Genomic DNA, 24,775 nt, shown 5'->3' on the forward strand with positions numbered 1-24,775 from the left:
CCCTATGGCTAAACAGAAGAAACACCCCACAGGGACCATCGCGCAAAATAAAAAGGCGCGACACGATTACTTCATCGAACAGCGTTTCGAGGCTGGCATGGTCCTGGCCGGCTGGGAAGTAAAGAGCCTGCGTGCCGGCAAGGCGCAACTGGTCGACAGCTACGTGCTGCTCAAGGACGGCGAGGCCTGGCTGCTGGGCAGCCATTTCACGCCGCTGACCACCGCCAGCACCCACGTGATCGCCGACCCGACACGCTCACGCAAGCTGCTGCTCAACAAGCGCGAGCTGGAAAAGCTCTTCGCCTCCGTGCAGCAGAAGGGCTACACCTGCGTCTGCACGTCGCTGTACTGGAGCAAGCACTTGATCAAGTGCGAAATTGCCCTGGGCAAGGGCAAGAAGGAATACGACAAGCGCGACACCGAACGCGAACGCGATGCCGGCCGCGAGCTGCAGCGCGCGGTGCGCAACAAGGGCAAGGAAGACTAGCCCGGGATCGACAGCGGGAACCGAGCTTGCTCGCGATGACGACACAGGCGACATTGATGTGTCAGACAAGCTCGCTCCCACATGGATCCTGCGCCGATCACACAATGATGATCGAGCATAAATCCCATGTGGGAGCGGGCTTGCTCGCGAATGCGATCACCCAACCACCACAGCACTAACTGACTACATGCCTTTACGCCGCTCCGCCCGCGCCACGCGCTGCACTTCCTGACGCACCTCTTCCAAAACCTCCTGCACATACAAGATATGCCGGCTGGACACTTCCCGCGCTTGTTCGGCGTGCCCGGCCATAATCGCCTGGTACAACTCCCGGTGCTGGCTGATCAACATGTCGCGGGTTTCACTGCGCTGCTTGTACATACCGCCGATGTTGGTCACCACGTTGCGCTTGAGCAGGTCGAACAGGCCGCGGATGGTGTGCAGCAACACCGCGTTATGACTGGCCTCGGCAATCGCCAGGTGAAACCGGGCATCCGCCGCGCCCTCCTCCACCCGGCTCACCTCCTCGTGACGCGAGTAACAGTCCTGCAGTTCGTCGAATGCCGCCGTCAGCCGCTCGCGGTCCACCTCCGTGGCCCGCTGCGCCGCGTAATAAGCACAGGACGCTTCCAAGGTGTGACGGAACTCCAGCAAGTCACGCTGCGCTTCGGGATTGCTTTCCAAAAGCTGCAGCAGCGGATCACTGAACGTCGAGCCCAGCGACTCCACCACATAGTTGCCGCCGCCCTGGCGACTGACCAACAAGCCTTTGGCCGCCAGTTTCTGGATCGCCTCGCGCAACGAAGGGCGTGACACACCGAACTGCTCAGCCAGGGTCCGTTCGGCCGGCAGCCGCTCACCCGACTTGAGCGTGCCCTCAAGGATCATGCCTTCAAGCCGCTCGACAATATCGTCAGACAAACGGCGCTGACGAATCTGATCAAACCCCATAACTCAATTCTCCACGATCCCGACGGCTCGCCGGGCTCTCTATTCTGGCCCATCCGGGGCTTATCCACACCCATCAAAAGCCGTTTTCACCACCGGATCAGATGCCCTCTGCACCGCTTATTCGACGAAAGTTTCAGGGCGGCAAATTGACACACGACAACCAAGGCTTTTACCCTAGCCAACAGCGCTTGTAAATTGGTATTACCAATTATCCAAAGCGCTGATCAGTGCCTGACCAACAACAATTAGGGGCCCACCCACCATGCAAACCTGGCAACAGCTCTACAATCCGCTCGGCAGTCTCGGCTTGTCCGCACTCGCGGCCGTCATTCCCATCGTCTTTTTCTTCCTGGCCCTGGCGGTGTTTCGCCTCAAGGGGCATGTGGCCGGCGGCGTCACCCTGGCCCTGGCGATTGCCGTGGCGATTTTCGCGTTCAATATGCCCGCCGACATGGCCTTTGCCGCCGCCGGCTATGGCTTTGCCTACGGTCTATGGCCCATCGCCTGGATCATCGTCGCCGCCGTATTCCTCTACAAACTGACGGTCAAGAGCGGCCAGTTCGAGGTGATTCGCAGCTCGGTGCTGTCGATTACCGATGACCAACGCTTGCAAGTGCTGCTGATCGGCTTTTGCTTCGGCGCATTTCTGGAAGGTGCCGCCGGTTTCGGTGCTCCGGTGGCGATCACTGCCGCCCTGCTAGTCGGCCTGGGCTTCAACCCCCTGTACGCCGCGGGCCTGTGCCTGATCGCCAACACCGCACCGGTAGCGTTCGGTGCGCTGGGCATTCCGATCATCGTGGCCGGTCAGGTCACCGGGATCGACGCCTTCAAGATCGGCGCCATGACCGGTCGCCAGTTGCCCTTGCTGTCGTTGTTCGTGCCGTTCTGGCTGGTGTTCATGATGGACGGTCTGCGCGGCGTGCGGGAAACCTGGCCAGCTGCGCTGGTAGCAGGCTTGAGCTTCGCCATCACCCAGTACTTCACCTCCAACTTCATTGGCCCGGAACTGCCGGACATCACCTCCGCCCTGGCCAGCCTGATTTCCCTGACGCTGTTCCTGAAAGTCTGGCAGCCCAAGCGCACCGCTGGCGCCCAGATTGCCGGCGCCACCTCCAGCGCAACGGTCACCGCCAACGTCGGCGGTTTCGGCCAACCGCGCAGCACCGTGGCTTCGCCCTACAGCCTGGGGAAAATCATCAAGGCCTGGTCGCCGTTCCTGATCCTGACCGTATTGGTGACGATCTGGACCCTCAAGCCGTTCAAGGCGATGTTCGCCGCTGGCGGCTCGATGTACGGCTGGGTGTTCAACTTCGCCATCCCGCATCTGGACCAGATGGTGATCAAGGTCGCGCCCATCGTGCTCAACCCCACCGCCCTTCCGGCCGTGTTCAAGCTTGATCCGATTTCCGCCACCGGCACGGCGATTTTCTTCTCCGCACTGATCTCGATGCTGGTGCTGAACATCAACATCAGAACTGGTCTTACCACTTTTAAAGAGACACTGTTCGAGCTGCGCTGGCCGATCCTGTCCATCGGCATGGTGCTGGCGTTCGCCTTCGTCACCAACTACTCGGGCATGTCGTCGACCATGGCCCTGGTGCTGGCCGGCACGGGCGCGGCGTTCCCGTTCTTCTCGCCGTTCCTGGGTTGGCTGGGTGTATTCCTGACCGGTTCCGATACGTCGTCCAACGCGCTGTTCAGCTCGCTGCAAGCCACCACCGCGCACCAGATCGGCGTCCACGACACCTTGCTCGTCGCGGCCAATACCAGCGGCGGCGTGACCGGCAAAATGATCTCGCCACAATCGATCGCGGTGGCGTGCGCCGCGACCGGGCTGGTGGGCAAGGAATCGGATCTGTTCCGTTTCACCCTCAAACACAGCCTATTCTTTGCAACGATTGTCGGCCTGATCACGCTGGCCCAGGCCTACTGGTTTACCGGCATGCTGGTTCATTAAGTCCTACACATAACACTGGAAAACCGACGCCGAACCGTGACTCGGCGTCTGCCAATCACCACCGGGTCTGCAAGGCTGCTGAAAGATTTCCTGTCTATATTCAGCAGCCTCAGCGGACGGAGAACCGGGACCACCCGGAGACACGCCTGATGAGCGAGCTTTTTTACAACGCCGTGCCGAACGCGACCCGTGTCGCCCCGCCAGTGCCCGAACCGCGGCAGTACCCCAGCGAGAAACCGCAACGGGTCTACCTGTTCGGCACGTGCGTGGTGGACTTGTTCTATCCCGAAGCCGGGATGGATGCGATTCATCTGCTGGAGCGCGAAGGGATCCGGGTGGACTACCCGCAAGGGCAAAGTTGCTGCGGCCAACCGGCCTACACCTCGGGCTACACCGAGCAAGCGCGGACGGTGGCACGGGCGCAGTTGGCCTTGTTCGCCGAAGACTATCCGGTGGTCGTGCCCTCGGGCTCCTGCGCCGGCATGCTGCGCGAGCATTACGCCGACCTGTTCAAGGACGAGCCCGACACGCTCAAACAGGTCCAGGCCCTGGCCGCCCGGACCTATGAACTGGCCGAATTCCTGCTGTTTGTCTGCAAGGTGCAGTTGAACGACAGCGGCAAGCCGGTGAAGGTTGCGCTGCACACGTCCTGCTCGGCACGGCGTGAAATGAATACCCACCTGCACGGCCGTGCCTTATTGGCGCAGTTGCGCAATGTGGAACGAGTCGAACACAGCCACGAAAGCGAATGTTGTGGCTTTGGTGGGACGTTCAGCGTCCGTATGCCGGATATTTCCGGCGCGATGGTGGCCGACAAGACCCGAGCGCTGAAGGAATCCGGCGCGCATCAGGTCGTCAGCGCCGACTGCGGCTGCTTGATGAACATCAACGGCGCCCTGGAAAAACAGCAGGAGGCGCTACGCGGCCAGCACCTGGCGAGCTTCCTCTGGCAGCGTAGCGGAGGTGTCGCATGAGCACACCGACGCTGATTCCGACCGTTGAGGTGCAGGAAGATTTTCGCGCCCGAGCCCACAAGGCCCTGGACGACACGCAACTGCGAAACAACTTTCGCAGCGCGATGGATTCACTGATGACCAAACGGGCAACGTCCTTCAGCGATGCCCACGAAAGAGAACACCTGCGCGTGCTGGGCAATGCTGTCCGCGCCCGTGCGTTATCGAAGTTGCCCGACCTGCTCGAGCAACTTGAAAGCAACCTGACCCGCAACGGTGTGAACGTGCACTGGGCGGAAACGGTGGACGAAGCCAACGGCATCGTCCTCTCGATCATCCGCGCTCACGAGGCGCGGCAAGTGATCAAGGGCAAATCGATGGTCAGCGAAGAGATGGAAATGAACCATTTCCTCGAGGCTCGGGACATTGAATGTCTTGAGTCCGACATGGGGGAATACATCGTCCAGCTCGACCACGAGAAGCCTTCACACATCATTATGCCGGCGATCCACAAGAATGCCGGTCAGGTCGCGTCCTTGTTCCACGACAAACTCGGCGTGGAGTACACCAAGGACGTTGACCAACTCATTCAGATCGGTCGCAAGGTATTGCGGCAGAAATTCTTCGAGGCCGACATCGGCGTCTCCGGCGTCAACTTCGCCGTCGCCGAAACCGGCACGCTGTTGCTGGTGGAAAACGAAGGCAACGGGCGGATGTCCACCACCGTGCCGCCGGTGCATATTGCCGTGACTGGCATCGAAAAAGTCGTCGAGAACCTGCGCGACGTCGTGCCACTGCTCTCGCTACTGACCCGTTCGGCCCTCGGCCAGCCGATCACCACCTACGTCAACATGATCTCCGGCCCGCGCAAGGCTGACGAACTGGACGGTCCCCAGGAAGTCCACCTGGTCCTGCTCGACAACGGTCGCAGCCAGGCGTTTGCCGACAGCGAATTGCGCCAGACGCTGAACTGCATTCGCTGCGGCGCCTGTATGAATCATTGCCCGGTCTATACCCGAATCGGCGGTCATGCCTACGGCGAGGTTTACCCGGGGCCTATCGGAAAAATCATCACGCCGCACATGGTCGGCCTGGCCAAGGTGCCGGACCACCCGAGCGCCTCTTCACTGTGCGGCGCCTGCGGTGAAGTGTGTCCGGTGAAAATTCCGATCCCGGCTTTGCTGCGACGGCTGCGCGAAGAAAACGTCAAGGCGCCGGACAGCCCCCATCAAGTGATGCGCGGCCAGGGCAGCAAGTACTCACCCAAGGAACGCTTCATCTGGAATGCCTGGGCTCGGCTCAACAGCTCGCCACGGTTGTATCGGCTGTTCGGGTTCCTCGCCACGCGCCTGCGCGCCCTGACGCCCAAAAACGTCGGCCCATGGACCCAGAACCACAGCGCCCCCAAACCCGCCGCCCGCTCATTGCATGACCTGGCCCGTGAACACCTGAACCCGCCGGGAGACCGCCGATGAGCGCCAAGGACAATATCCTCGCCAAACTGCGCAAAAGCCTGACCGGCGCCACGCCGGTTGCCGACAACTTCGACGTCGAGCTGGTGACGCAAACCTATCGCTATGCGCCCGAGGAGCGCATCCCGCAATTGCGCAAGCTGATGGAAGCGGTGCACACCGAAATCCACCTCACATCCGACGAAGGCTGGCCGGCCCTGCTCGCGCAATTGCTGCGCGACCGACAATTACCGAGCCTGCTCATCGCCCCGACCACCGCGCACGGGAAAAAAATCACACAGTTCTGGGCGAACCATCCGGACCTGCCAACCCTCAAGGCCTACGACCGCCCGGTAGAAGAGTGGAAGGCCGAGTTGTTCAACGACACCCCCGCCAGCCTCACCGGCACCCTCGGCGCCATCGCCGCCACCGGCAGCTTGATTCTCTGGCCAACGCGGGAAGAACCGCGGCTGATGAGCCTGGTGCCACCGGTACATTTCGCCCTGCTCAAAGCCAGCCAAATCCGTGACAACTTCTATGAAGTGCAGCAGGAATTCGCATGGGCCCAGGGCATGCCCAGCAACGCCTTGCTGGTATCGGGCCCGTCGAAAACCGCCGACATCGAACAAGTCCTGGCCTACGGCGCCCATGGTCCGAAGGATCTGGTGGTTTTGATTCTGGAGGACCAATGACCCTTCCGGCCCCTTTCCTGCGTGATGTACAGCAACTGATTCCGCAAAAACGACGTTTCGACGATCCGCTGTCGACCTTGGCCTTCGGTACCGACGCCAGTTTCTATCGGTTGATTCCGAAACTGGTGGTACGCGTCGAATCCGAAGATGAAGTGATTGCCCTGCTGAAACTGGCCCAGCGCGACCAGGTGCCGGTCACCTTCCGCGCCGCCGGCACCAGCCTGTCCGGGCAGGCCATCAGCGACTCGGTGCTGATTGTGCTGGGGGATAACTGGAACGGGCGCGAGATTCGTGAACAAGGCACGCAGATCCGCTTGCAGCCCGGCGTGATCGGCGCCCAGGCCAACGCCTGGCTGGCCCCGTTCGGGCGCAAGATCGGCCCTGATCCGGCGTCGATCAACGCCTGCAAAATCGGCGGCATCGTCGCCAACAACGCCAGCGGCATGTGCTGCGGAACGGCGCAGAACACCTATCACACCCTGGCCGGCATCCGCCTGGTACTGGCCGATGGCACACGCCTGGATACCGAAGACGACAGCAGCGTGGCGGCTTTTCGTACGAGCCATGGCGAACTGCTGGAACGCCTGGCGACTCTGGGCCGCGAGACCCGCGCCAACACTGAATTGGCTGCGCGAATTCGGCATAAATATCGTCTGAAAAATACCACCGGCCTATCACTCAATGCCCTGGTGGATTTTGACGAGCCTGTGGATATCTTGAGCCACCTGCTGGTCGGCTCCGAAGGCACCCTAGGCTTCATCAGTGCGGTGACCTACAACACCGTCATCGACCATCCGAACAAAGCCTCGGCCCTGATCGTATTCCCCAATGTGGAAACCTGCTGCAACGCCGTCAGCGTGCTAAAAAGCCAGCCCGTCTCGGCCGTGGAACTGCTGGACCGTCGCAGCCTGCGCTCGGTGCAGGAGAAACCGGGCATGCCAGATTTCGTACAGCATCTGTCGACCAATGCCTGCGCCTTGCTGATCGAATCCCGCGCCGCGTCCTCATCGCTACTGCAAGAACAGCTGGCCCGGATCATGGCCGCCCTGGCCGGTTTCCCGGTGGAAAAACAGGTTGATTTTACCGAAGACCCACGGGAAAACGCCCGGCTCTGGGCGATCCGCAAAGACACCTTTCCAGCCGTGGGTGCGGTACGTAAAACCGGGACCACGGTAATCATCGAAGACGTGACCTTCCCGGTGGAACAACTGGCCCTGGGCGTGAACCGCCTGATCGAGCTGTTCGACAAACATCACTACGACGAAGCGATCCTTTTCGGACACGCACTGGAAGGCAATCTGCACTTCGTCTTCACCCAAGGCTTCAACAACCCTGAAGAAGTCGCACGCTACCAGGCGTTCATGGATGAGGTGGCGCAGTTGGTGGCGGTGGAGTTCGGCGGCTCGCTGAAAGCCGAACACGGCACTGGGCGCAACATGGCGCCGTTCGTCGAGCTGGAGTGGGGCAGCGACGCCTACCAATTGATGTGGCAGCTCAAACGCCTGCTCGATCCCAACGGCATCCTCAACCCGGACGTGGTGCTCAGCGAAGATCCGCAAATCCACCTCAAGCACCTCAAACCGCTGCCGGCCGCCGATGAGATTGTGGATAAGTGCATCGAGTGCGGTTTTTGCGAGCCGGTGTGCCCGTCCAAGGACCTGACCTTGAGCCCGCGCCAGCGCATCGTGATCTGGCGGGATATCCAAGCGAAGAAACGCGCAGGCACCGACACCACCGAACTGGAACGTGCCTACCAATACCAGGGCATCGATACCTGCGCCGCCACGGGCCTGTGTGCACAACGTTGCCCGGTCGGCATCAATACCGGCGAACTGGTGAAAAAACTGCGCAGCCGTGACGCGACGAAGACGAAAACCGCCAACTGGATTGAAGGAAATTTCGCCACCACACTGCAAGGCGCACGCTTCGCCCTGCACGTCGCCAACGGCGCACGCATGCTGCTGGGCGCGCCTCGCCTGGCGAAACTGTCGGCCTCGTTGACGCACCTGTCCAAGGGCCAGGTGCCACAGTGGACCAACGCCATGCCCCAGCCGGAAAAGGCCATCCGCGTAAGCGTCACCGTGTCGGACGAGCGCCCGAGAGTCGTGTACCTGGCGGCATGCGTGTCGCGGGTCATGGGCCCAACGGCGAAGGACAAAGAGCAGATGTCGCTGTACGACAAGACCCGCGGCCTGCTGGAAAAGGCCGGTTATCAAGTGGTCTTTCCAGACAATGTGGACAGCCTCTGCTGCGGCCAGCCCTTTGCGTCCAAAGGCTACACAGAACAGGCCGAGCATAAGCGCCAGGAACTGATCGGCGCCTTGCTGCACGCCAGTCGCGGCGGGCTCGACCCCATCTACTGTGACACCAGCCCCTGCACATTGCGGCTGGTCCAGGACCTTGGCGACGTGCGCCTGGACCTGTATGACCCGGTGCGTTTCATCCGCACCCACTTGATGGATCGACTCGACTTCACTCCCCAAGAGGCGCCCATCGCCGTGCACGTCACGTGCAGCACGCAGCACCTTGGCGAAAGCCAGGCGCTGATCGACCTGGCGCGCCAATGCAGTAAAAACGTGGTCATCCCGGAAGGCATCCATTGTTGCGGTTTCGCCGGCGACAAAGGCTTCTCCACGCCAGAGCTGAACGCCCACTCGCTGCGCTCACTGAAGGACGCGGTACAGCATTGCAGCGAAGGGATTTCCACCAGCCGCACCTGCGAGATAGGTCTTACACAACACGGCGCAATCGACTACCACGGACTGGTCTATCTGGTTGACCGTGTCACCCGCCCCAAACCCGCTGAGGGAGAGGGCCTTGCCGCGGGACTCGAAGAAAAATCGAATTCCTGCGCATCGCTATAGTCACTTGAATAGGCCCGGCTCCGCTGGGCCATCCACCGACTCGGCCTGGCCGCGACTGTCCAGCGGCACCGAGACCCTACGTTCAAGGAGATACACATGAAGCGCACCGCACTTGCTGGCTTGTTCATTTCCGCTGCGATGTTGGCCTCTCCGGTGTTTGCAGATAGCCAGCCAGACCTTTGCCAGGTCAATCTGCAAAAAATCAAGGATGCGAAAGTCAGCACCGAGCAGATGAGCAAAAGCATGGAAAACGACATCGACGCCACCGTCAAGCAGGCCACGACCGAACAAGCCAAAGGCACCGAGGAAGGCAGCAAGAATTGCATCTCGCTGACCACCCAGGCTCTTCAGAAATTGCAGAACAACACCAAAGGCGATCAACAGTAATTGTCGCGTGCGGCCAACCTTCGGGTTGGCCTCAGACGCGGATTGGCGTACACTGCGAATGCCTGCTGCTCCTCCAGCTTCACGGAGCGGCAGGTTCGGGGCCGTTTAGGATTCGACGCCGGTTGCGAAACTTTAGGTGCATGCCGAGTTGGTAACAGAACTCGTAAATCCACTGTTGCAACTTCTATAGTTGCCAATGACGAAAACTACGGCCAGGAATTCGCTATCGCTGCGTAAGCAGCCTTAGACCCTGAGCTTCTGGTACCTTCGGGTCCAGCAATCATGAGGGGATGTCCGTAAACCCAAAGTGATTGTCATATAGAACGGAATCGCCGTGCAGTACGTTGTGGACGAATCGGCTAAAACTTACACAACTCGCCCAAAGCACCCTGCCCGTCGGGTCGCTGAGGGTTAACTTAATAGACACGGCTACGCATGTAGTACCGACAGCGGAGTACTGGCGGACGGGGGTTCAAATCCCCCCGGCTCCACCACTTCATCATCTAAAGACGTCCACGGACGTCTTTTTTTGTGCCTGAAATCCAGCAAAATCAAGGGTTTAAGCGCTATTGGGCTCCGTAGAGATTTTCTGAGTTCCAGCCATTTGGGTATTCCAAATGGTATTCCAAGCCATCCGGTGCTATTTTTTGGAATACCAAAACGGTGTCAGAGGTAGCTCTCATGCCTGCTCTAGCCCTTCGCCTCTCCGACCGCCAGCTCAAGGCAGTCAAGGCAAAAGACAAGGATTACGTCCTCAGCGATGGTGACGGCCTCCAGCTCCGAGTCAGGAGCAACGGCTCGATGCTGTGGAACTTCAACTACCGCGAGCCGGTAACCAAGAACCGTATCAATATGGGGCTCGGCACGTACCCAGAGCTCTCACTAGCGAACGCCAGGAAAAAAGTGGTGGAAGCGCGCGAGCTGCTTGCACAAGGCATTGATCCCAAGGTGCAACGCAATGCACAGGACGAAGCCAAACGAGCGGAGACGGAACACACGTTCGAGAACGTGGCCACCGCCTGGTTCGAGCTGAAGAAGGACTCCGTCACGCCAGCGTACGCCGAGGACATTTGGCGATCGCTCACGCTGCACGTATTTCCAGACCTGAAAACAACGCCGCTCTCGAAAATTACCGCACCGATGGTCATAGAACTGCTTCGTCCAATCGAGGCCAAAGGCAGTCTCGAGACAGTGAAGCGACTGAGCCAACGGCTCAACGAGATCATGACCTACGGGGTCAACTCAGGAATGATCTTCGCGAACCCCCTCAGCGGTATCCGGGCGGTATTCAAGAAGCCGAAGAAAGAGAAAATGGCTGCGCTTGCACCTGATGAACTTCCGGAGCTCATGCTGGAAATCGCGAATGCCAGCATCAAGCGGATCACCCGCTGCCTGATCGAATGGCAACTGCACACCATGACCCGCCCCGCCGAAGCGGCCACCACCCGATGGATAGACATCGACTTCGACAAACGTATCTGGACCATCCCGCCGGAGCGCATGAAAAAGCGTCGTTCGCACACCATCCCGCTGACCGAACAGGCACTCGCGTTACTGGAGGCGCTCAAGCCCCACAGTGGTCACAGGGAATACGTGTTCCCGGCAGATAGAAACCCGCGCACCCACGCCAATAGCCAGACCGCCAACATGGCGTTGAAACGCATGGGCTTCCAGGACCGCTTGGTCAGCCACGGCATGCGCTCCATGGCCAGCACCATCCTGAACGAGCATGGGTGGGATCCGGAGCTGATCGAAGTCGCGCTGGCGCATGTCGACAAGGACGAAGTCCGAAGTGCCTACAACCGAGCTGACTATATCGAACGCCGTCGTCCGATGATGGCCTGGTGGAGTGACCACATCCAGAAAGCAGCCACTGGCAACCTGTCGGCATCTGCGATCAATCAAACCAGGGACCACAACGTCGTGCCCATACGGTGAGCGCTCACCGGACGCCACAGGTAACCGGAAATGACTCCCCAGATAGAGTGATAGTTGATTTGGCGACAGCGGCGACACCAGCGACAACCCGCGTCGTACTCGGCCTGCAGCATGGCGACAAAAGTGGCGACTGTCGCCGTTGCAAGTTTCGCTCTTGGGGCTTTCTCGGCTAAGCCCACGCGAGCGGGAAGGCTCCGCATTCCCACTCGCATGGGCTCTACGTAATTGCGTCTCACTGGACCACCTAATTGCATTGCCACTGACCAGTCGTTTGCGTTCGCGCTGACCAGCCGCTTGCTGTTGATGGGTGTCAGCGGGTGCCACTCAGCGCAAGTACGTCAGCCAAGCACTGAAGGCCTGCAACAGACCATAGCAGCCGGGCCGTCCGCAGGTAGGAGACATAAGAGTGAAGGCTGAAGGAAGTTTGCTGGCATAAAGATATCAGCTACAGTTTCAAGCGTGTTCGTGATTAGGGTGCTGGGCGGCCATCTACATGTCGATGTTTTGCCAAGAGATGTACATACCAATTGAAGGAGATAGCCATATGGGCCTCAAACCTGGACCAAAACCAATAGCTCAATCGACCGGAAAAGAAGACCAGCGTCGTCGTGTTACCCCCGAGAACAAGCCTAAACATCCTGATTTAGATGTGCATAAGCACAAAAAAGGTGAGTGACCAATCAAAGCCCCGTCTTCCATGACGGGGCTTTTTCATAAACATGAGAGCCGTGAATCAACGCTTAAGTACTTGCTTTTGACATTTGGGAAGCGTCACAACCAGTCGTGTATAAATATAATATCTGGTCCAGATGGGGTCTGTAGGTTGGGCGGTTCTGATGGCGCTTGGGGTTCATGATGGGTGGGGCAAGCAACCTGCCCATGGAACAGGACACTGTTGGGGAACAGGTATGTTTAGACTGATTACGGGCGCAACTTGCTCGGCCAGCGGCGACGCCACCAATTGGGGCGCCTATCGATATATACCTGATTCCACTTGCCGCGTATCAGTAGCATAGCCGAGTAATAGGAACTTCGAGATGAGCAAACAGGAAAAGGACATCCAATGGCTAGGCGAAGAGGACGCACACCTCGGCCCGGCAGCCCGTGCGGCATTGGGAATTCTTCTGGAGACAAGGGATTGGTCATGGTGGCATGACCAATCCAAGACATTCGACTGTCTTGATGACGCAGTGCCTCAGTACAGGCCTGCTGCGTGGGGCGGCGATGCCAGTCTGTTGGATGCCGATCAGTGGGTTGATCCGCTGAGGGCTCTGGCGCTGGCCCAAGCTTTTGAGAAACTGAAAAGCGGGCGCCGTGTAACCATCAAAGTGTCCAGATCCGTGTGGAGTTGGCCAGGGGGAAGCGGCACTGTTCACGCCTCCGTTCTGGAACTGTCCGACTTGCTTGGCCCATTGCGGGTGATTCCAGAATGGGAGGTTAACGCGAGACCGCGTTTTCCTATGCGTCCGGCATTGTCGAGCGGTCACTGCGTGATAACCAGCCCTACTCTTGGCCGTGATGCCCTCGGTATCAAAGCGCTTGAGGATGTTGAGTGGCGCGACGACGGCGAGGTAGTAGACATTGCCATCGCCGGTTCCGTCGAGGCAGTTCAGCAGATCAGGGCGGCGAAGTTGATCGTTATCTACGGTCAGCTCGCCAAGGATGCGTTCGCCAATGTAAGTGTGCTGCGCCGGGATCTATACGCGCAAAGTGTCGTTCACGTGCAGGCGGATGGGGAACGTGCAGCGGCTTGGTTGCAAGAAGTCGTCGGACTGTGGGTCTCGAACGGATGGCCTTTGTTGGACGCTATGCAGTTCGCTAACAAAGGTTTGGGCCTGGAGACGCTGATTCTGTCCTCTACCCAGTCATTCATTGTAGGCGCCAACGCATCCTACACTCGCTTCAAAACCGAGACCGAATCCATCACCTATTCAGGCGATCGTATTTATCTCAGGGACTATGAAGTAACTACTCCGCCTGAAGTGATTTCGCGGTCTGCGCCACCTACCGAGCGGGTCTTGACCGCCACCGTTGTCCAAGGCGCCAAGCAGTTACAGGCATGGCCGACAAGCGGCCAAGTAGATATCAACGTGGGCATTGAGCCGAAAACTCCTTTGCATGCAGCCATCCCGGCATTTCCCGAAGACAGAATTGAGTGGCAGGGAGACAGTAAGCTTCTTCAAGTCCACATGTTCGAACTGGGGCAGAAGCCGGTGAGTCAAACGCTGCTGCTGTCCAGAACAGGGAATTCTTCAGTTGTAACCTTCAACCATAACGCCGACGTTAATGAGATAGATCTGCGCTTTATCATCAGCGACGGCGCACAGCTTCTTCAAACCGCCCGCCTTCAGGCGGAGCGGGGCGGGGCAATCCGCTTCTTTATTGAAACTATTGTTACCCCGCTGGACCGGGCAAAAGCAGGGTTCGATGTCGCACTGCTGGTGAATGACAGCCTCGGGAAGCAGCCAAGCGTGACCGCCATTACCGCGGATGGAAGCGCTATGCATGTCGCGCTCAAAGAATACGATCTGACAACAGCGAGGCAGCAGTTGCTGAACGTGCTCGATGAAGCCGTCGCCAACCCGAACGCGCCGTTGGCACCTTTGATGGTCCGGTTGGCCAACCGCGGCAAGATCATAATGGATGGGTTGCGGGAAGTGATTCCCCAATGGCCGAGCAAGCTTGACAGAGTGCAGTTGGTCACTCAGAGCGATGCTTTCTTTCCCATTGAATACCTATTCGAGGGCACGTTGCCGGATTCTTCCCAGGCCCCGCTATGTGCAGAACGCGCAGGGTGCTTGAAAGCGGGCCGAGCAATTGCCGACTGTAGCATCCGCGCATCTGGCGACGCGTTATGCCCCATGGGTTTTTTGGGCGTGTCGGCGGTAATCGAGCGCCATACCTGGCAGACAGGACGGGCTGCGCAAGTGTGGGGGGCATCAGGCGAACAGCAACTCGAGCGGCACCGGATCAAGGATTTGTCGAGCATTGCATTCGCTGCCAGCAATAGGGCGGACGATTTCGAAGACGAAGACGTGTTGCCCCACGAGGTAGTAAGAATCGCAGGCATCGAGGCGGCTTTGGGGGTCAACAGCATTACGGACTGGAAGGCCTGGAAAGCCAGCCTCGAGGATTCCACGCCCTCACCTGCGCTGTTGCTGCTACTGATCCACTTAGAAGATAACGTCCTGTATGTGGGGGCGAACTCCGACCTCAATCAGGGCGCTATCGATCAGAAGCATATCCGCGATGCCCAGGTGGTCATTGCCATTGGTTGTTCAACCGGCTTAGGAGACGCGCGTGGCGGAAGCTTGCCGGCGATCCTTCAAAGAAACGGTGCTCGTGTGGTGATAGCGGCAATGACCACCGTGCTTGGCCGCCACGCCAACCGCGTCGCACGAGACTTGGCGACCACCTTGCGCGATGCGGCCCAGGCACCTAATTCGGCTTATGTAGGCACGATCATGAGCAATATCCGCAGAAAACTCCTAGCCGACGGGCTAGCCCTTGGCTTGGCGGTAGTGGCGTTCGGTGACGCAGATGTGGTGCTCGGCAACGCATGATCAATAGAGGCTGATATGTTTCGAGTACGGGCAGTTCAAGTTCAACAGGGTGACGCGCTGTTAGTGAGCTATGGCATGGCTGAGCGTCCACGCCACCTGCTCGTCGATGGCGGTCCATCCCAATCGATCGCCACGCTGTTGTCCGTGCTTGAGCGCGCACGGGTGGACGAAGTGCTGAAGCTCGAGGCATTGGTGGTCACTCATTATGATCTTGACCATATTCAGGGCGTAATTGAATTGCTCGAAGCGCTACCACCGTGGCTGGAAATCGAAGACGTCTGGTTCAACGGTTACCACCATCTGGGCGCCGCCGACGCCTTGGGTGCGAAGGAGGCTGACGCGCTGTCCGCCCTTATCCGCAAGCTTGGGTTGCCTTGGAACAAGTATTTTCAAAAAAACGGGGACGACAACGTGGGTCGAGCCGTCTTGCAGGCTTCGAAGCCAGTCTTTCTGCCAGACGGGCTCGAAATCCGAGTGCTTTCGCCTGATCAGCGCGGGCTGTCTGCACTGGCCAGGGTTTGGAAAAATCCGGCCGTACCGCCCGCCGAGCCACACCAGGTACCAGGGGATGCCCTCGGCCGTGCCGACACATGGCCACCGAAGGAGTTTTCTGCCACGCGCGTCCACTCGTATACGCCGGATCGCTCAATACCAAACCAAAGCAGCATTGCCTTGCTTCTAACCTTTGATAACAAGCGTGCGTTACTCGCCGGGGACGCATTTGCAGAGGTGGTGAAGGCAGGGCTTGAGCTGAATGGCCCGGGCGTAGATACCGTCGACCTTTTGAAAGTGTCTCATCACGGCAGTAAAGGAAACACTCACATGCCCCTGTTGAAGCTGATGGGGTGCAAACGTTTTCTGATCAGCACCAGCGGCAAAACGCACAGCCACCCCGACCATGGGTTGATAGAACGTCTGGTTGCAGATGGCCGGAGCCCAGAAATTATATTCAACTACAACACGGGGTGGTCTGGAAAATGGAAGCAACGCCCTCAAGGTTGGCCTTTCTATAGCGCTCGTTATCCCGAATACGGCGACCGATTTGTGGATGTTCTGCTTTAGGTTGGGCCCACTGTTAGAGCGTTGACTCTTCAAGCCCACTAGGGCGGGGCTTGGTCATACACCGCCGGATGGCCGACTCCCTGTCAGTTCTGGCATGGCCGACTGAACGGTTTGTGAGAGAGAAACCGCAGACACTCCGAACCACAGGAATCGCCCCAATACCGATCTGCTCAGCCTGGTGGAACTTCTCGGCAATAGATTCGGCTGCGGGATCCTGCCCTATTAGATCTACTGGGTCCATGGTTCAACTTTTCGGTTGAGAATGATGATATCCGTGAGCCTTTTGATCGGGTTTAAAGCAACATCACCCGCAGCCTGAGCACGCCCGAGCAGACAGCGCGTCTGCGGTTTTCCCAACTGATCCAGTGCTGGCGCGGCTGATCGTGACATTGCATTCTTCAGTACTGTGGAAGTGTCGTGCGCCAGCCGCTGAACTGGCCGCTTCTGGCCGCTGTCCGCTGGTCGTCACCACAGCGTGTGCTGATCAAGTCGAATGAAAACGGCTGATCCGCACGACTGCAATTGACTAGTCAGTAACAATGCAAACGGTCAAGTCCATGCAATTACGCAGGTTCACATTAAAAACCGACAAACGACCACCCGGCCATGGAAAGCCACCGGCCTCCAAGGTCTTCCAGCGCTATCGATTGGCGCAACAGCCGCCCCCAAAATACGGTTGACCTCGAGCAGAACGAGCGCTAAACCAGAACTGTACAAGCGCTGTCCTCGATAGCACCCAGGTAGCTAGAACCTTTGAGGCTACGCCACATCGTGGTGGTTCACCCCAAGTGCGATTAGTGTCCGGCGGCTCGCACGGTCACAGCGATGTGATGGATGCCTACTTCTCAGCTTTGCCCATTGCGGCAACTCAGGCCTTCTCCTGGCTGCTCCGCAGCAATTTATTCGCTTGGCCATTTCTTGCGCCAACCTGTTGCCCGTCTCTTTGCCCCCTAAAGAGACGGGCGCATATCACACTGCTGCAGCCCTGCTCGCACGGGCCTTTGCGGCTTCCCTCCTCGTGACAATCGGCGTGACAAACACCGAAGTCACCATCAACAGCGATGCCGATGATGGTGCCGCAGCCCAAGGAATGGACTGCACCTGACTGACAGTCAGGCACGCCCCGGTCATCGCCTCATTGCCTTCACCCGACTCAGGATCTCGCGGCACCGGTCTCGTCAGCCAGTGCAGCCTCCACCCGCCCACTTCTTCGGAAGTGCTCAGGAGGCCAGATCATGAGATGCCCAAGCTCCCGGTCGTAAGGAGCCGTCAGTCCCGCGTAAGTGGACAAACCTCACAGGTCGCAGGGGCCTTGAACCCTGATAACACTCAACAACCGTGGCGGGATGAGTGAGGACGAAGTCGATAATCTCAGGAGAATAGCGATGCAACTGTGCGAAGCGTTCGAGCCACCACAACCATTGCTGGAATACCAACAGGCGCCCTATCCGGTCGAAGCACTCGGGGTCTGTTGGGCCCCGCGGTCGAGCGACTGGCCGAGGTGATCGGCGTGCCCTGCGCCATGGCTGCACAATCGGTGCTGGCCAGCGCTGCTCTGGTGAGTCAGGGCCATGCCAATGTCCAACTCGACGGTCGAACCTATCCGCTGTCCCTCTACCTACTGACGGTGGCGTCCTCGGGTGATCGTAAAAGCGCGGTGGATCAGCTGGCACTGAAGGCGGCGCGCGACTGGGAACGACAGCAGTGGACCCTGTATGCGGAAAAGCTCAAAGCCTATCGTGCAGCCAGCAATATCATGGCCAAACCCAAAACCTCAAAGAAACACGCGGAGGCGGAAGGCGGTGGGCTATCCCAGCCGGTGCCACCGAGACTGATCATTGCCGAGCCGACCATTGAGGCCCTGGTCAAAAGCCTGTGCCATGGCCTGCCCAGCATGGGCTTGTTCAATGATGAAGGTGGCCAGTTCTTGGGCAGCAGTACCATGAGCAAAGAGAATCTGCTCAAGGCAATCACCACCTTGTCGATGCTGTGGGATGGCAGCCCGATCGACCGGGCCCGCTCCTTGGCCGGAGAAAGCCTGCGTGCCTATGATCGCCGCCTCAGCCTGCACCTGATGCTGCAGCCCTACCTGGCCAACCAGCTGTTCAAAGACCCGGTGATCAATGGCCAAGGCATCCTGGGCCGTTGCCTGATCAGTTGGCCCGAGCGCCTGGCCGGCCAGCGGCTCTACAAGGCGATCAACCTGAGCCGGGATGCCAAAGTCCAGCGCTACCAACATCGGATCACGGCCCTGCTGCAAAAGCCCTGGTCGCTTCACAAGGATGGGTCACTCAATCCCGCAACGCTGGAGCTGACTCCCCGCGCCCGTCGTGTCTGGATTGATATTCACGACACCATCGAGTGCCAGTCTGGCGAGTTCGGCGAGCTAGCCGGCGTCCAGCCTTTCGCGGGCAAAGCCCCGGCGAATGTGCTGCGCATCGCGGGCGTGCTGGCCATGGTTGAAGAGGCCAGTCAGTTGGATGAAGCACACATCCAGCGCGCCTCCACGTTGATGGATTACTACCTGGCCGAGATCCAGCGCCTGACCGAACAGGAGCCAGTCAATAGCCGACGCGAAGAGGCGGATCGGCTGTTGCGCTGGCTGGTGCAGAAAGGCTGGACCCACTTCAGCATCCGAGACGTCAATCGCAACGGCCCTCGTTTTGCCCGCAAGAGCGCTGACCATACCGCCTCTTTATTGGTCGTACTGATCACTCATCGCTGGCTGAGCAGTCGCGATGGAAGAACCTTCGAGGTACGCCATGTTCCGCCTCAATGACGCGGTGCGCCGCTACCAGGCGCAATATCAATCGCAACCAGAATCGCGACGTGTCGCCGCCTCCGTCGCCACCCTGTCGCCACGCCCCAGGCCAGAAACGACGCGGGTGTCGCCACTGTCGCCACTGTCGCCGCCCCACCCCAGGAGCCTACCAACCTCGCCCTGCTGATTGAGCAACTGCGGGAGGAAGGGGCACTGCTGCAACACCAAGAGAACTCCCTCCTGATCCGCCCGACACACTGGCAGCAGCTGGACAGGCTCAGACCTCATTGGAAAGCCTTGCTGCTCTTTCTGCAAACAAACAAAAACGGTGATAACGATGGCCTTGGTCGGTCGGCGTGATGGTCGCAACTTCGGCTACGGCCGCCATCTGAGCTACGCCGGCCCGCAAGCGCTCAAGGACCTGTTTGCCGGTGGCCACTTCGCCACGGTCAAAGCGCATAGCGATCGCTGGCAAGCGTTCGTGCGTTGGTGTCGGTCAGAGGACGGCCCCGGTTACAACGATGCGCGCCAGATCGATCGGCAGACGCTGCAAGCCTACGCTGCGTACCTGCGCCAGCAGATCCAGCAAGGTGAACTCGGCATCGCCACCGCGCAGAACCGCCTGAGCAGCGTCAACCGCACCCTCGCGGCGCTGCGCGGTGATCAGCAGGTGAGGCTTGCCAGTCCGAGCCAGGCGTTTGGACTACAGCGTTCGAACGTGCGCACCCATGCGCCGGATGGCCAGGATCGTCAACAGCTGCAGCGCGTGCTTGAGCGGCTTGGCGAACAGCACCACGAGCGGGTGGCCGCGATTGTCCTGTTGACCCGAGCCACCGGCATGCGCCTGCGCGAAGCGATCCTGGCCGACCTGCCCCGCTTGCAACGCGAAGCCGAACGCTTAGGCCGCATCAATATCCAGGACGGCACCAAAGGCGGCCGTTCGGGGGCTTCGGCACCGCGCTGGATCGCGGCCAATGAAGAAGTGAAAACGGCGCTGCGGTCGGCTCGTCAGGCGGCGCCGACTGGCAGCCACAACCTGCTGGCCCGAGGCGAAAACTACGCCGCGTTCCTGCAACAGACCGTGCGACCCGCCCGCGAAACGCTGCATGAACAGGGGCTTAAAGGTTTCCATGAACTGCGCGCGGCCTACGCCTGCAAGCGTTATGAGCAGCTCACGGGCCACGCAGCCCCCGTCAATGGCGGCCACTGCCATCGCATCGACCGCGACCTCGATCAACAGGCGCGCCAACAGATCAGCCTTGAGCTCGGGCATAACCGGATCGATGTGGTTTCGGCCTACAGAGGAGGTCGGGAGTGACCAAGCCCTTTGATATGGCGCTGTTCCTGAGCGGCGTACTGACCGGTTCGACGGCCACGCAGCAACGCCACCTACGCCAAGCCCGAATCATGCAAGCGGCCATTCAACAGCGATGGCAACGCGATAACCCCTGGACCTGGCAGCTCAAGCACGTGCGTTGGTTTCTCACTCAGTACCTGAAAGACCATTCCGACGCCAGCCGGTACTACTATCGCCTCACCACCCTATTGATCTGGAAACGATTAGGGCATGACCGAGAAAGGCTGATCTAACGCTCGGATCGTGGCTAGACACCCTACAGGCTCGCTTACCCGCCTCCATCTATCTCAGCGTGGATATTCGCCTGCGGATAAAGCTGCTCGATAACTGCCGCAGCAATGGCAAAAAACCGCCCATCTCGGCTTTTCGCGACAGGCAACAATCGGCCAAGAGCGGGCGATCTACCCTATAAATAAAACCGTCCCCTTTTCGTCTGACCCTATGCAACAGAGATTCGAAGGGCTAGTTTCGGCCCAGGCTGTGTAAAAACGCTGGCATCGACCTCGCTATGATTTGATGGATTCGAAATTAGCAGGGGACACCAATGAAGCGTTTTATCCAGCGAGAGCACCGAGGCCAAAGCGCGCTGCTTCCCGAGAGCCTGGATGACTATGTGGCGGACACCAACCCGGTGCGGGTGATCGATGTTTTCGTCGATGAACTCGACCTTGGCCAACTGGGTTTTGAGGGGGTCGTCCCGGCTGAAACAGGCCGGCCCGCCTACCATCCTGCCGACCTGTTGAAGATCACTGCGTAACCGAAGCCGGCCACACGGTCGCTTTGGGCAACGATATGTTCTTCCTTCAGCAGATGCTCAGTGCAGATCGCCTACCTCAGATTGGCGGCGAACCTCGATGTCGACGATGTGACGAGGCGTTCGCCCACGTCGGGGATCGCCGTTGGCGATGGCGATGACGCCCTCATCTTCGTCGCCAGCCCACAGGCCGACTAGGTCGTGCAGGAAAAAATCCGCATAGGAGCAACTAGCGTCCCGCACCTGAATCGCCACGACCGAGGCTTTGCTCGTGTGCAACTGGGTCAAGTTCCTAACGAGCCGGGCCGGGGCAACCCAGAGCGTCGGGCGCGGCGAGGCCGGCGTCGCGAACAGGTAGTAGGCATGCTCTGACTGCTTGAGCATGTCCTCGCACTGCTGCAGGTCGACGCCTATCGTCGAACTGAAGCCCCTCCCCGATCCAGTGCCGCTGCGCTTTTTCACCTGCACAAGGGTAGCTCGCTCGATCACCGTTTTGCCCTCGTCCACGATACGGGTCAGGAATAGCACATCCGCTCCCAGCGGAGCCCCGGCAGGCGTGCGAGCACCTTCCTCCCGCTTGCTGGGCTGGCGTACCTTCACCGAGAGGCACGGATACGTCGCCCGGGTCGTGGCCGATAGCTGGCGCAACTGGTGACTCGCGTTGCCAACTGCCTCCTGCGTCAGGGCCAGGAGGCGCGCTGTATGGGCCTCCTCGTCTTCACCCCAGGTCACCGAATACTCGCGACAAAACTTTTCCTCAATCTGGCTGAGCGCTCTATGGATGACGCGCTCCACGGACGGGTCGCCCAGCCAGGTTTGGGCGCCGACGCTGGGCAGCGCAGTGGCGTCGTCGGCCTGGCCTACTGCGCCCTCCAAGTCCGGTGCACCTTGCCTGGACCGCACCAGCCCGTTGGCCCTCAGTTGCATCTGCCTTGGACCTGTGCCGGAGAACCGGTTCGTAAAAGCCAGGTTATCCTCGTCATCCAACAATCGCAGCAGTACCGGCTCTACTTCGGCGAACACAGTCTGCTCGAGCCAAAGGCAAGCGAAATAGAGCAGACCCTGAGCTAACTCCGGCTCTCCCTTTACTTGGCCAAAAAGATCCTGCCGCCAGGCCTCGCGGGCTGCAGGGCCTAGTTGGTACCACAAAGCCTCTCGGTCCCACGCCCCGGATGGTAATTCTCTGAGGCTTTCAGCAATGCTTTGCTGGACGAGCCGCGCGGGGGCCACGAACTTGTGCCAGATCGCAGCAAGCGCGAGGTCCGAGGGCATGGTATCGGTCAACAAGGTAGCAAGCGTCGAGCAGGCTTTGGCAACGCATTCCCTGAAGTCGTCTTTCTTCTCTGTCTTCGGACGGCTGTGCCAGCGCAGGAACAGGCTGCGCACATCGCCCGCCTCAATCACGCTGCAATGTTGGATCAGCCGAGGAAAGACCGTTGGATTGGCTCGACTAAGAACCTGCTCACAGGCCCACCGGGACGCCTGGACCGTCGGCGAAATCGCAAACAGCGAGAAAACGAGATCAGGCACTTTGCCCGCGGAGATGCCGAGATGGGTCTCTAGGTAGTGGCGTACATGCTGCCAATGCTTCTCGACCAGTTGCTCGAAAGCCCAATTATTCTGGCCGGGACGGGGGGCGACTAGTTCAAGGCCATGGATGCAATCGTCCCCCGACGTGCTGGCCACCAGCGCCGCCATGATCTCCCGATCGTCCAGAAAACGATCCCGGTCGGCATCTAGCAGCCAACTCATCCATATTGCACAGGGAGCTATGTCCGCCAGGATGGTTTCGCGTAAGGCCGGCAAGTCGCCTTGAAGTATATTCGTCCTGAAGTCCTCCACCGCAGACCGGTAGGTATCTTGGTCCAGAATGGACGATGAATCCTTGATCTCGGTAGATTCGTGCCCGAGCAATGTGAGGACCATTGCAATCGGCCCCTCCTTTGCGACGCTCTCGAGGTGGTACACAAAGCGCTGACGAACAGATAGCACACTCGATAGCCAATCGAATGCATCGACAATGCACTCGTCGGGCAGGTGGGCGTAGTCCAGCCGAAGCGTGCCCTCGCGGACGTCAAAGTATCGTCCCAGATACTCGACCAGCACCGGAGCCCAATCGGCCAACAGTATGCTGGCAACTGCCAATTCATCGTCGAAGCTAATCTTCACGCTCAAGGCGTTCTCCCTTTCCCTGCGGCTGGGGCCGACTATCCGAGTGCCGGCGAATGTAGTGCGTTGAACTGATGAGACTCGACAAATCTATCGTGCCACCAGCAGTGCAAAGCGTTGCTCTCTATACCTACTCATTTTCTGATTTATGCCTTGGGCAATACTTTCCGATCCGCTGCCATATCCTCGTTAAAACCATCTGGTACCGGCTTGAAACCTGATGCCGGCGAGCGGTGGCTAGACTGGAACTGGCGCAGGCTCAATACATCGATTTCACCTGTAATGCAGTAGTCGTGGTTGCCACCCTTGACGCGCAATATGTCGCGTTTCCAGCGGTCCTTGTAGGGTGCACGGATACGGCTATCACCGAATCGGCGGTTGTTGCATTGGATGATGTAGGCGTGAATATCCAGCGCTGCAGACTCCACCAGCGCATTGAATGTGTCGGTATCGCTGTTCCACTCTGGAACAAACAGCGCATCGACTTGGCCGCGTAGGTCAGCGCGGTAGCGGATATTCGTCAACTCGCTGCAGATCATGATGGCAAAGCGGAAGTCACCATGCTGGATGACCGGGGGCTTTTGCCACTGCTGCTCTTGGGTGGGCTGCATCTGCAGGCCGGCCAGGCGAAAGAGTTCTTGCTCCTCATGGAATGCTGGGCGCTGTTTATCTTGGCGGTAGAGCATCAGCGAAGGGAATCCAAGACCATCGTGGGTCAGCGACGCCCAAACCTGGTGGCGTACATGTTTTTTCGGCGCGTGGAGGTACTCCACTCCGGTGATCAAAGATATGCCACGGCCCTTGAGCTTATCGGCAATACGCATAAACCATTGGGGTGGTAGCGCCACTTCCGGGAGGATCAAGTAACCAGCGCCGTCAGGGCGAGAGATCAGTTCGTTGATCAGGCGATTGATCCGTTGGTAACGGTGCAGGCCGTCCGGGTCGGGCAACCCCATGATGGCGGCGGTAAAGCTTTCATCTTTGGTTTCCAAGCTGGCTACAGCGATAGTCTGCTTGGCTTTGGGTTCTCCGTCGGGGATATGCAAAACCTGCTTTTTGTCGAGGTGCGGCATCTTGTGCTCAGTCAGCTCAAAGCCTCGTAGTGCCTGCACCACCAGCCCCAGCGTTTGGCGGCTGGTGGCGGCAAAAGGGGTGGGCGCTATGAGGTAGAGCTCATTGAGGCTGAATGGGCGAGTGGCGAAGGTTAGTCCAGCCGGGGTGCCGCGTTTAAACCTGAGCCAATTCGCCAGCGTGGCGATGCCGTCGGTCATCTCATCAGGCAGCAGTTTCTCTAAGGAAACGCTGAAAAAGACTTCCTGATTTGGCAAAATTACCGGACACCAGTCGCCGAGCTTTTCAATGATGAAACAGATGACCTTCGCCGATGCCGAGTACGCCGGCAAGCGCAAGCAGACCCGCAAGGAGTTGT

Annotated in this window: 15 protein-coding genes, 1 other RNA gene and 4 pseudogenes; 17 read left to right on the forward strand and 3 right to left on the reverse strand. The window is 59.1% G+C overall.

What is annotated here, in order from left to right; genetic code table 11:
* Positions 1-4 precede the first annotated feature (4 nt).
* Positions 5-487: an SsrA-binding protein SmpB gene (smpB, locus tag AACY42_RS10690; protein ID WP_003197663.1), complete on the forward strand. Its 483-nt coding sequence runs from the start codon at positions 5-7 to the stop codon at positions 485-487.
* A 183-nt stretch (positions 488-670) separates the two neighbouring features.
* Here the strand turns inward: smpB and AACY42_RS10695 are convergent, their stop codons facing one another.
* A complete protein-coding gene (locus AACY42_RS10695) occupies positions 671-1,438 on the reverse strand; it encodes an FCD domain-containing protein (protein WP_339479172.1) in 768 nt (255 codons plus the stop codon).
* Between the two features lie 262 nt (positions 1,439-1,700).
* Between AACY42_RS10695 and AACY42_RS10700 the strand changes: the two genes are divergently transcribed.
* The 16 genes and pseudogenes from AACY42_RS10700 to AACY42_RS10775 all read left to right on the forward strand — a co-directional run.
* On the forward strand, positions 1,701-3,395 hold the full coding sequence (locus AACY42_RS10700) for a lactate permease LctP family transporter (protein ID WP_339479174.1): 1,695 nt from the start codon (positions 1,701-1,703) through the stop codon (positions 3,393-3,395).
* A gap of 149 nt (positions 3,396-3,544) precedes the next feature.
* Positions 3,545-4,369: a (Fe-S)-binding protein gene (locus AACY42_RS10705; protein ID WP_339479175.1), complete on the forward strand. Its 825-nt coding sequence runs from the start codon at positions 3,545-3,547 to the stop codon at positions 4,367-4,369.
* On the forward strand, positions 4,366-5,823 hold the full coding sequence (locus AACY42_RS10710; protein WP_339479176.1) for a LutB/LldF family L-lactate oxidation iron-sulfur protein: 1,458 nt from the start codon (positions 4,366-4,368) through the stop codon (positions 5,821-5,823). The genes AACY42_RS10705 and AACY42_RS10710 overlap by 4 nt, the downstream gene beginning before the upstream one ends.
* Positions 5,820-6,491 carry a LutC/YkgG family protein gene (locus AACY42_RS10715; RefSeq protein WP_339479178.1) on the forward strand — a complete coding sequence of 224 codons (672 nt, stop codon included), beginning with the start codon at positions 5,820-5,822 and terminating at the stop codon, positions 6,489-6,491. Before AACY42_RS10710 ends, AACY42_RS10715 begins: the two co-directional genes overlap by 4 nt.
* The gene (locus tag AACY42_RS10720; protein WP_339479179.1) at positions 6,488-9,355 is read left to right on the forward strand and encodes an FAD-binding and (Fe-S)-binding domain-containing protein; all 2,868 of its coding nucleotides are present in this window, start codon (positions 6,488-6,490) and stop codon (positions 9,353-9,355) included. The genes AACY42_RS10715 and AACY42_RS10720 overlap by 4 nt, the downstream gene beginning before the upstream one ends.
* 96 nt (positions 9,356-9,451) lie before the next feature.
* Positions 9,452-9,742: a hypothetical protein gene (locus AACY42_RS10725; RefSeq protein WP_339479181.1), complete on the forward strand. Its 291-nt coding sequence runs from the start codon at positions 9,452-9,454 to the stop codon at positions 9,740-9,742.
* A gap of 97 nt (positions 9,743-9,839) precedes the next feature.
* Positions 9,840-10,236, forward strand: a transfer-messenger RNA (tmRNA) gene (ssrA, locus tag AACY42_RS10730).
* A 187-nt stretch (positions 10,237-10,423) separates the two neighbouring features.
* Entirely contained in the window at positions 10,424-11,680 is a 1,257-nt protein-coding gene (locus AACY42_RS10735; protein ID WP_339479182.1) for an integrase domain-containing protein, read from the forward strand.
* 544 nt (positions 11,681-12,224) lie between these two features.
* On the forward strand, positions 12,225-12,356 hold the full coding sequence (locus AACY42_RS10740) for a hypothetical protein (protein ID WP_256573472.1): 132 nt from the start codon (positions 12,225-12,227) through the stop codon (positions 12,354-12,356).
* Between the two features lie 361 nt (positions 12,357-12,717).
* Positions 12,718-15,243 carry a hypothetical protein gene (locus AACY42_RS10745; protein WP_339479184.1) on the forward strand — a complete coding sequence of 842 codons (2,526 nt, stop codon included), beginning with the start codon at positions 12,718-12,720 and terminating at the stop codon, positions 15,241-15,243.
* Between the two features lie 75 nt (positions 15,244-15,318).
* Positions 15,319-16,305 (forward strand): ComEC/Rec2 family competence protein, encoded by a 987-nt coding sequence (locus AACY42_RS10750; protein WP_339479186.1) that lies wholly within the window; start codon positions 15,319-15,321, stop codon positions 16,303-16,305.
* A 1,385-nt stretch (positions 16,306-17,690) separates the two neighbouring features.
* A pseudogene (locus AACY42_RS10755) lies at positions 17,691-19,084 on the forward strand (YfjI family protein).
* Positions 19,068-19,426 (forward strand): annotated as a pseudogene (locus tag AACY42_RS10760) (hypothetical protein). Before AACY42_RS10755 ends, AACY42_RS10760 begins: the two co-directional pseudogenes overlap by 17 nt.
* A complete protein-coding gene (locus tag AACY42_RS10765) occupies positions 19,404-20,384 on the forward strand; it encodes an integrase domain-containing protein (RefSeq protein ID WP_339479187.1) in 981 nt (326 codons plus the stop codon). Before AACY42_RS10760 ends, AACY42_RS10765 begins: the two are co-directional and overlap by 23 nt.
* Positions 20,381-20,656: a hypothetical protein gene (locus tag AACY42_RS10770; RefSeq protein ID WP_169876946.1), complete on the forward strand. Its 276-nt coding sequence runs from the start codon at positions 20,381-20,383 to the stop codon at positions 20,654-20,656. The genes AACY42_RS10765 and AACY42_RS10770 overlap by 4 nt, the downstream gene beginning before the upstream one ends.
* A gap of 311 nt (positions 20,657-20,967) precedes the next feature.
* A pseudogene (locus AACY42_RS10775) lies at positions 20,968-21,171 on the forward strand (IS5/IS1182 family transposase); the annotation flags it as partial.
* Positions 21,172-21,237: 66 nt separating this feature from the next.
* Here AACY42_RS10775 and AACY42_RS10780 read toward each other — a convergent pair.
* Together AACY42_RS10780 and AACY42_RS10785 are read right to left on the reverse strand one after the other, a co-directional pair.
* Positions 21,238-23,352 (reverse strand): hypothetical protein, encoded by a 2,115-nt coding sequence (locus AACY42_RS10780; RefSeq protein ID WP_339479188.1) that lies wholly within the window; start codon positions 23,350-23,352, stop codon positions 21,238-21,240.
* Positions 23,353-23,492: 140 nt separating this feature from the next.
* Positions 23,493-24,775 (reverse strand): annotated as a pseudogene (locus AACY42_RS10785) (Reverse transcriptase); the annotation flags it as partial.

The sequence above is a fragment of the Pseudomonas sp. RL_5y_Pfl2_73 genome (assembly GCF_963970515.1).
In the GTDB taxonomy this organism is placed as follows: domain Bacteria; phylum Pseudomonadota; class Gammaproteobacteria; order Pseudomonadales; family Pseudomonadaceae; genus Aquipseudomonas.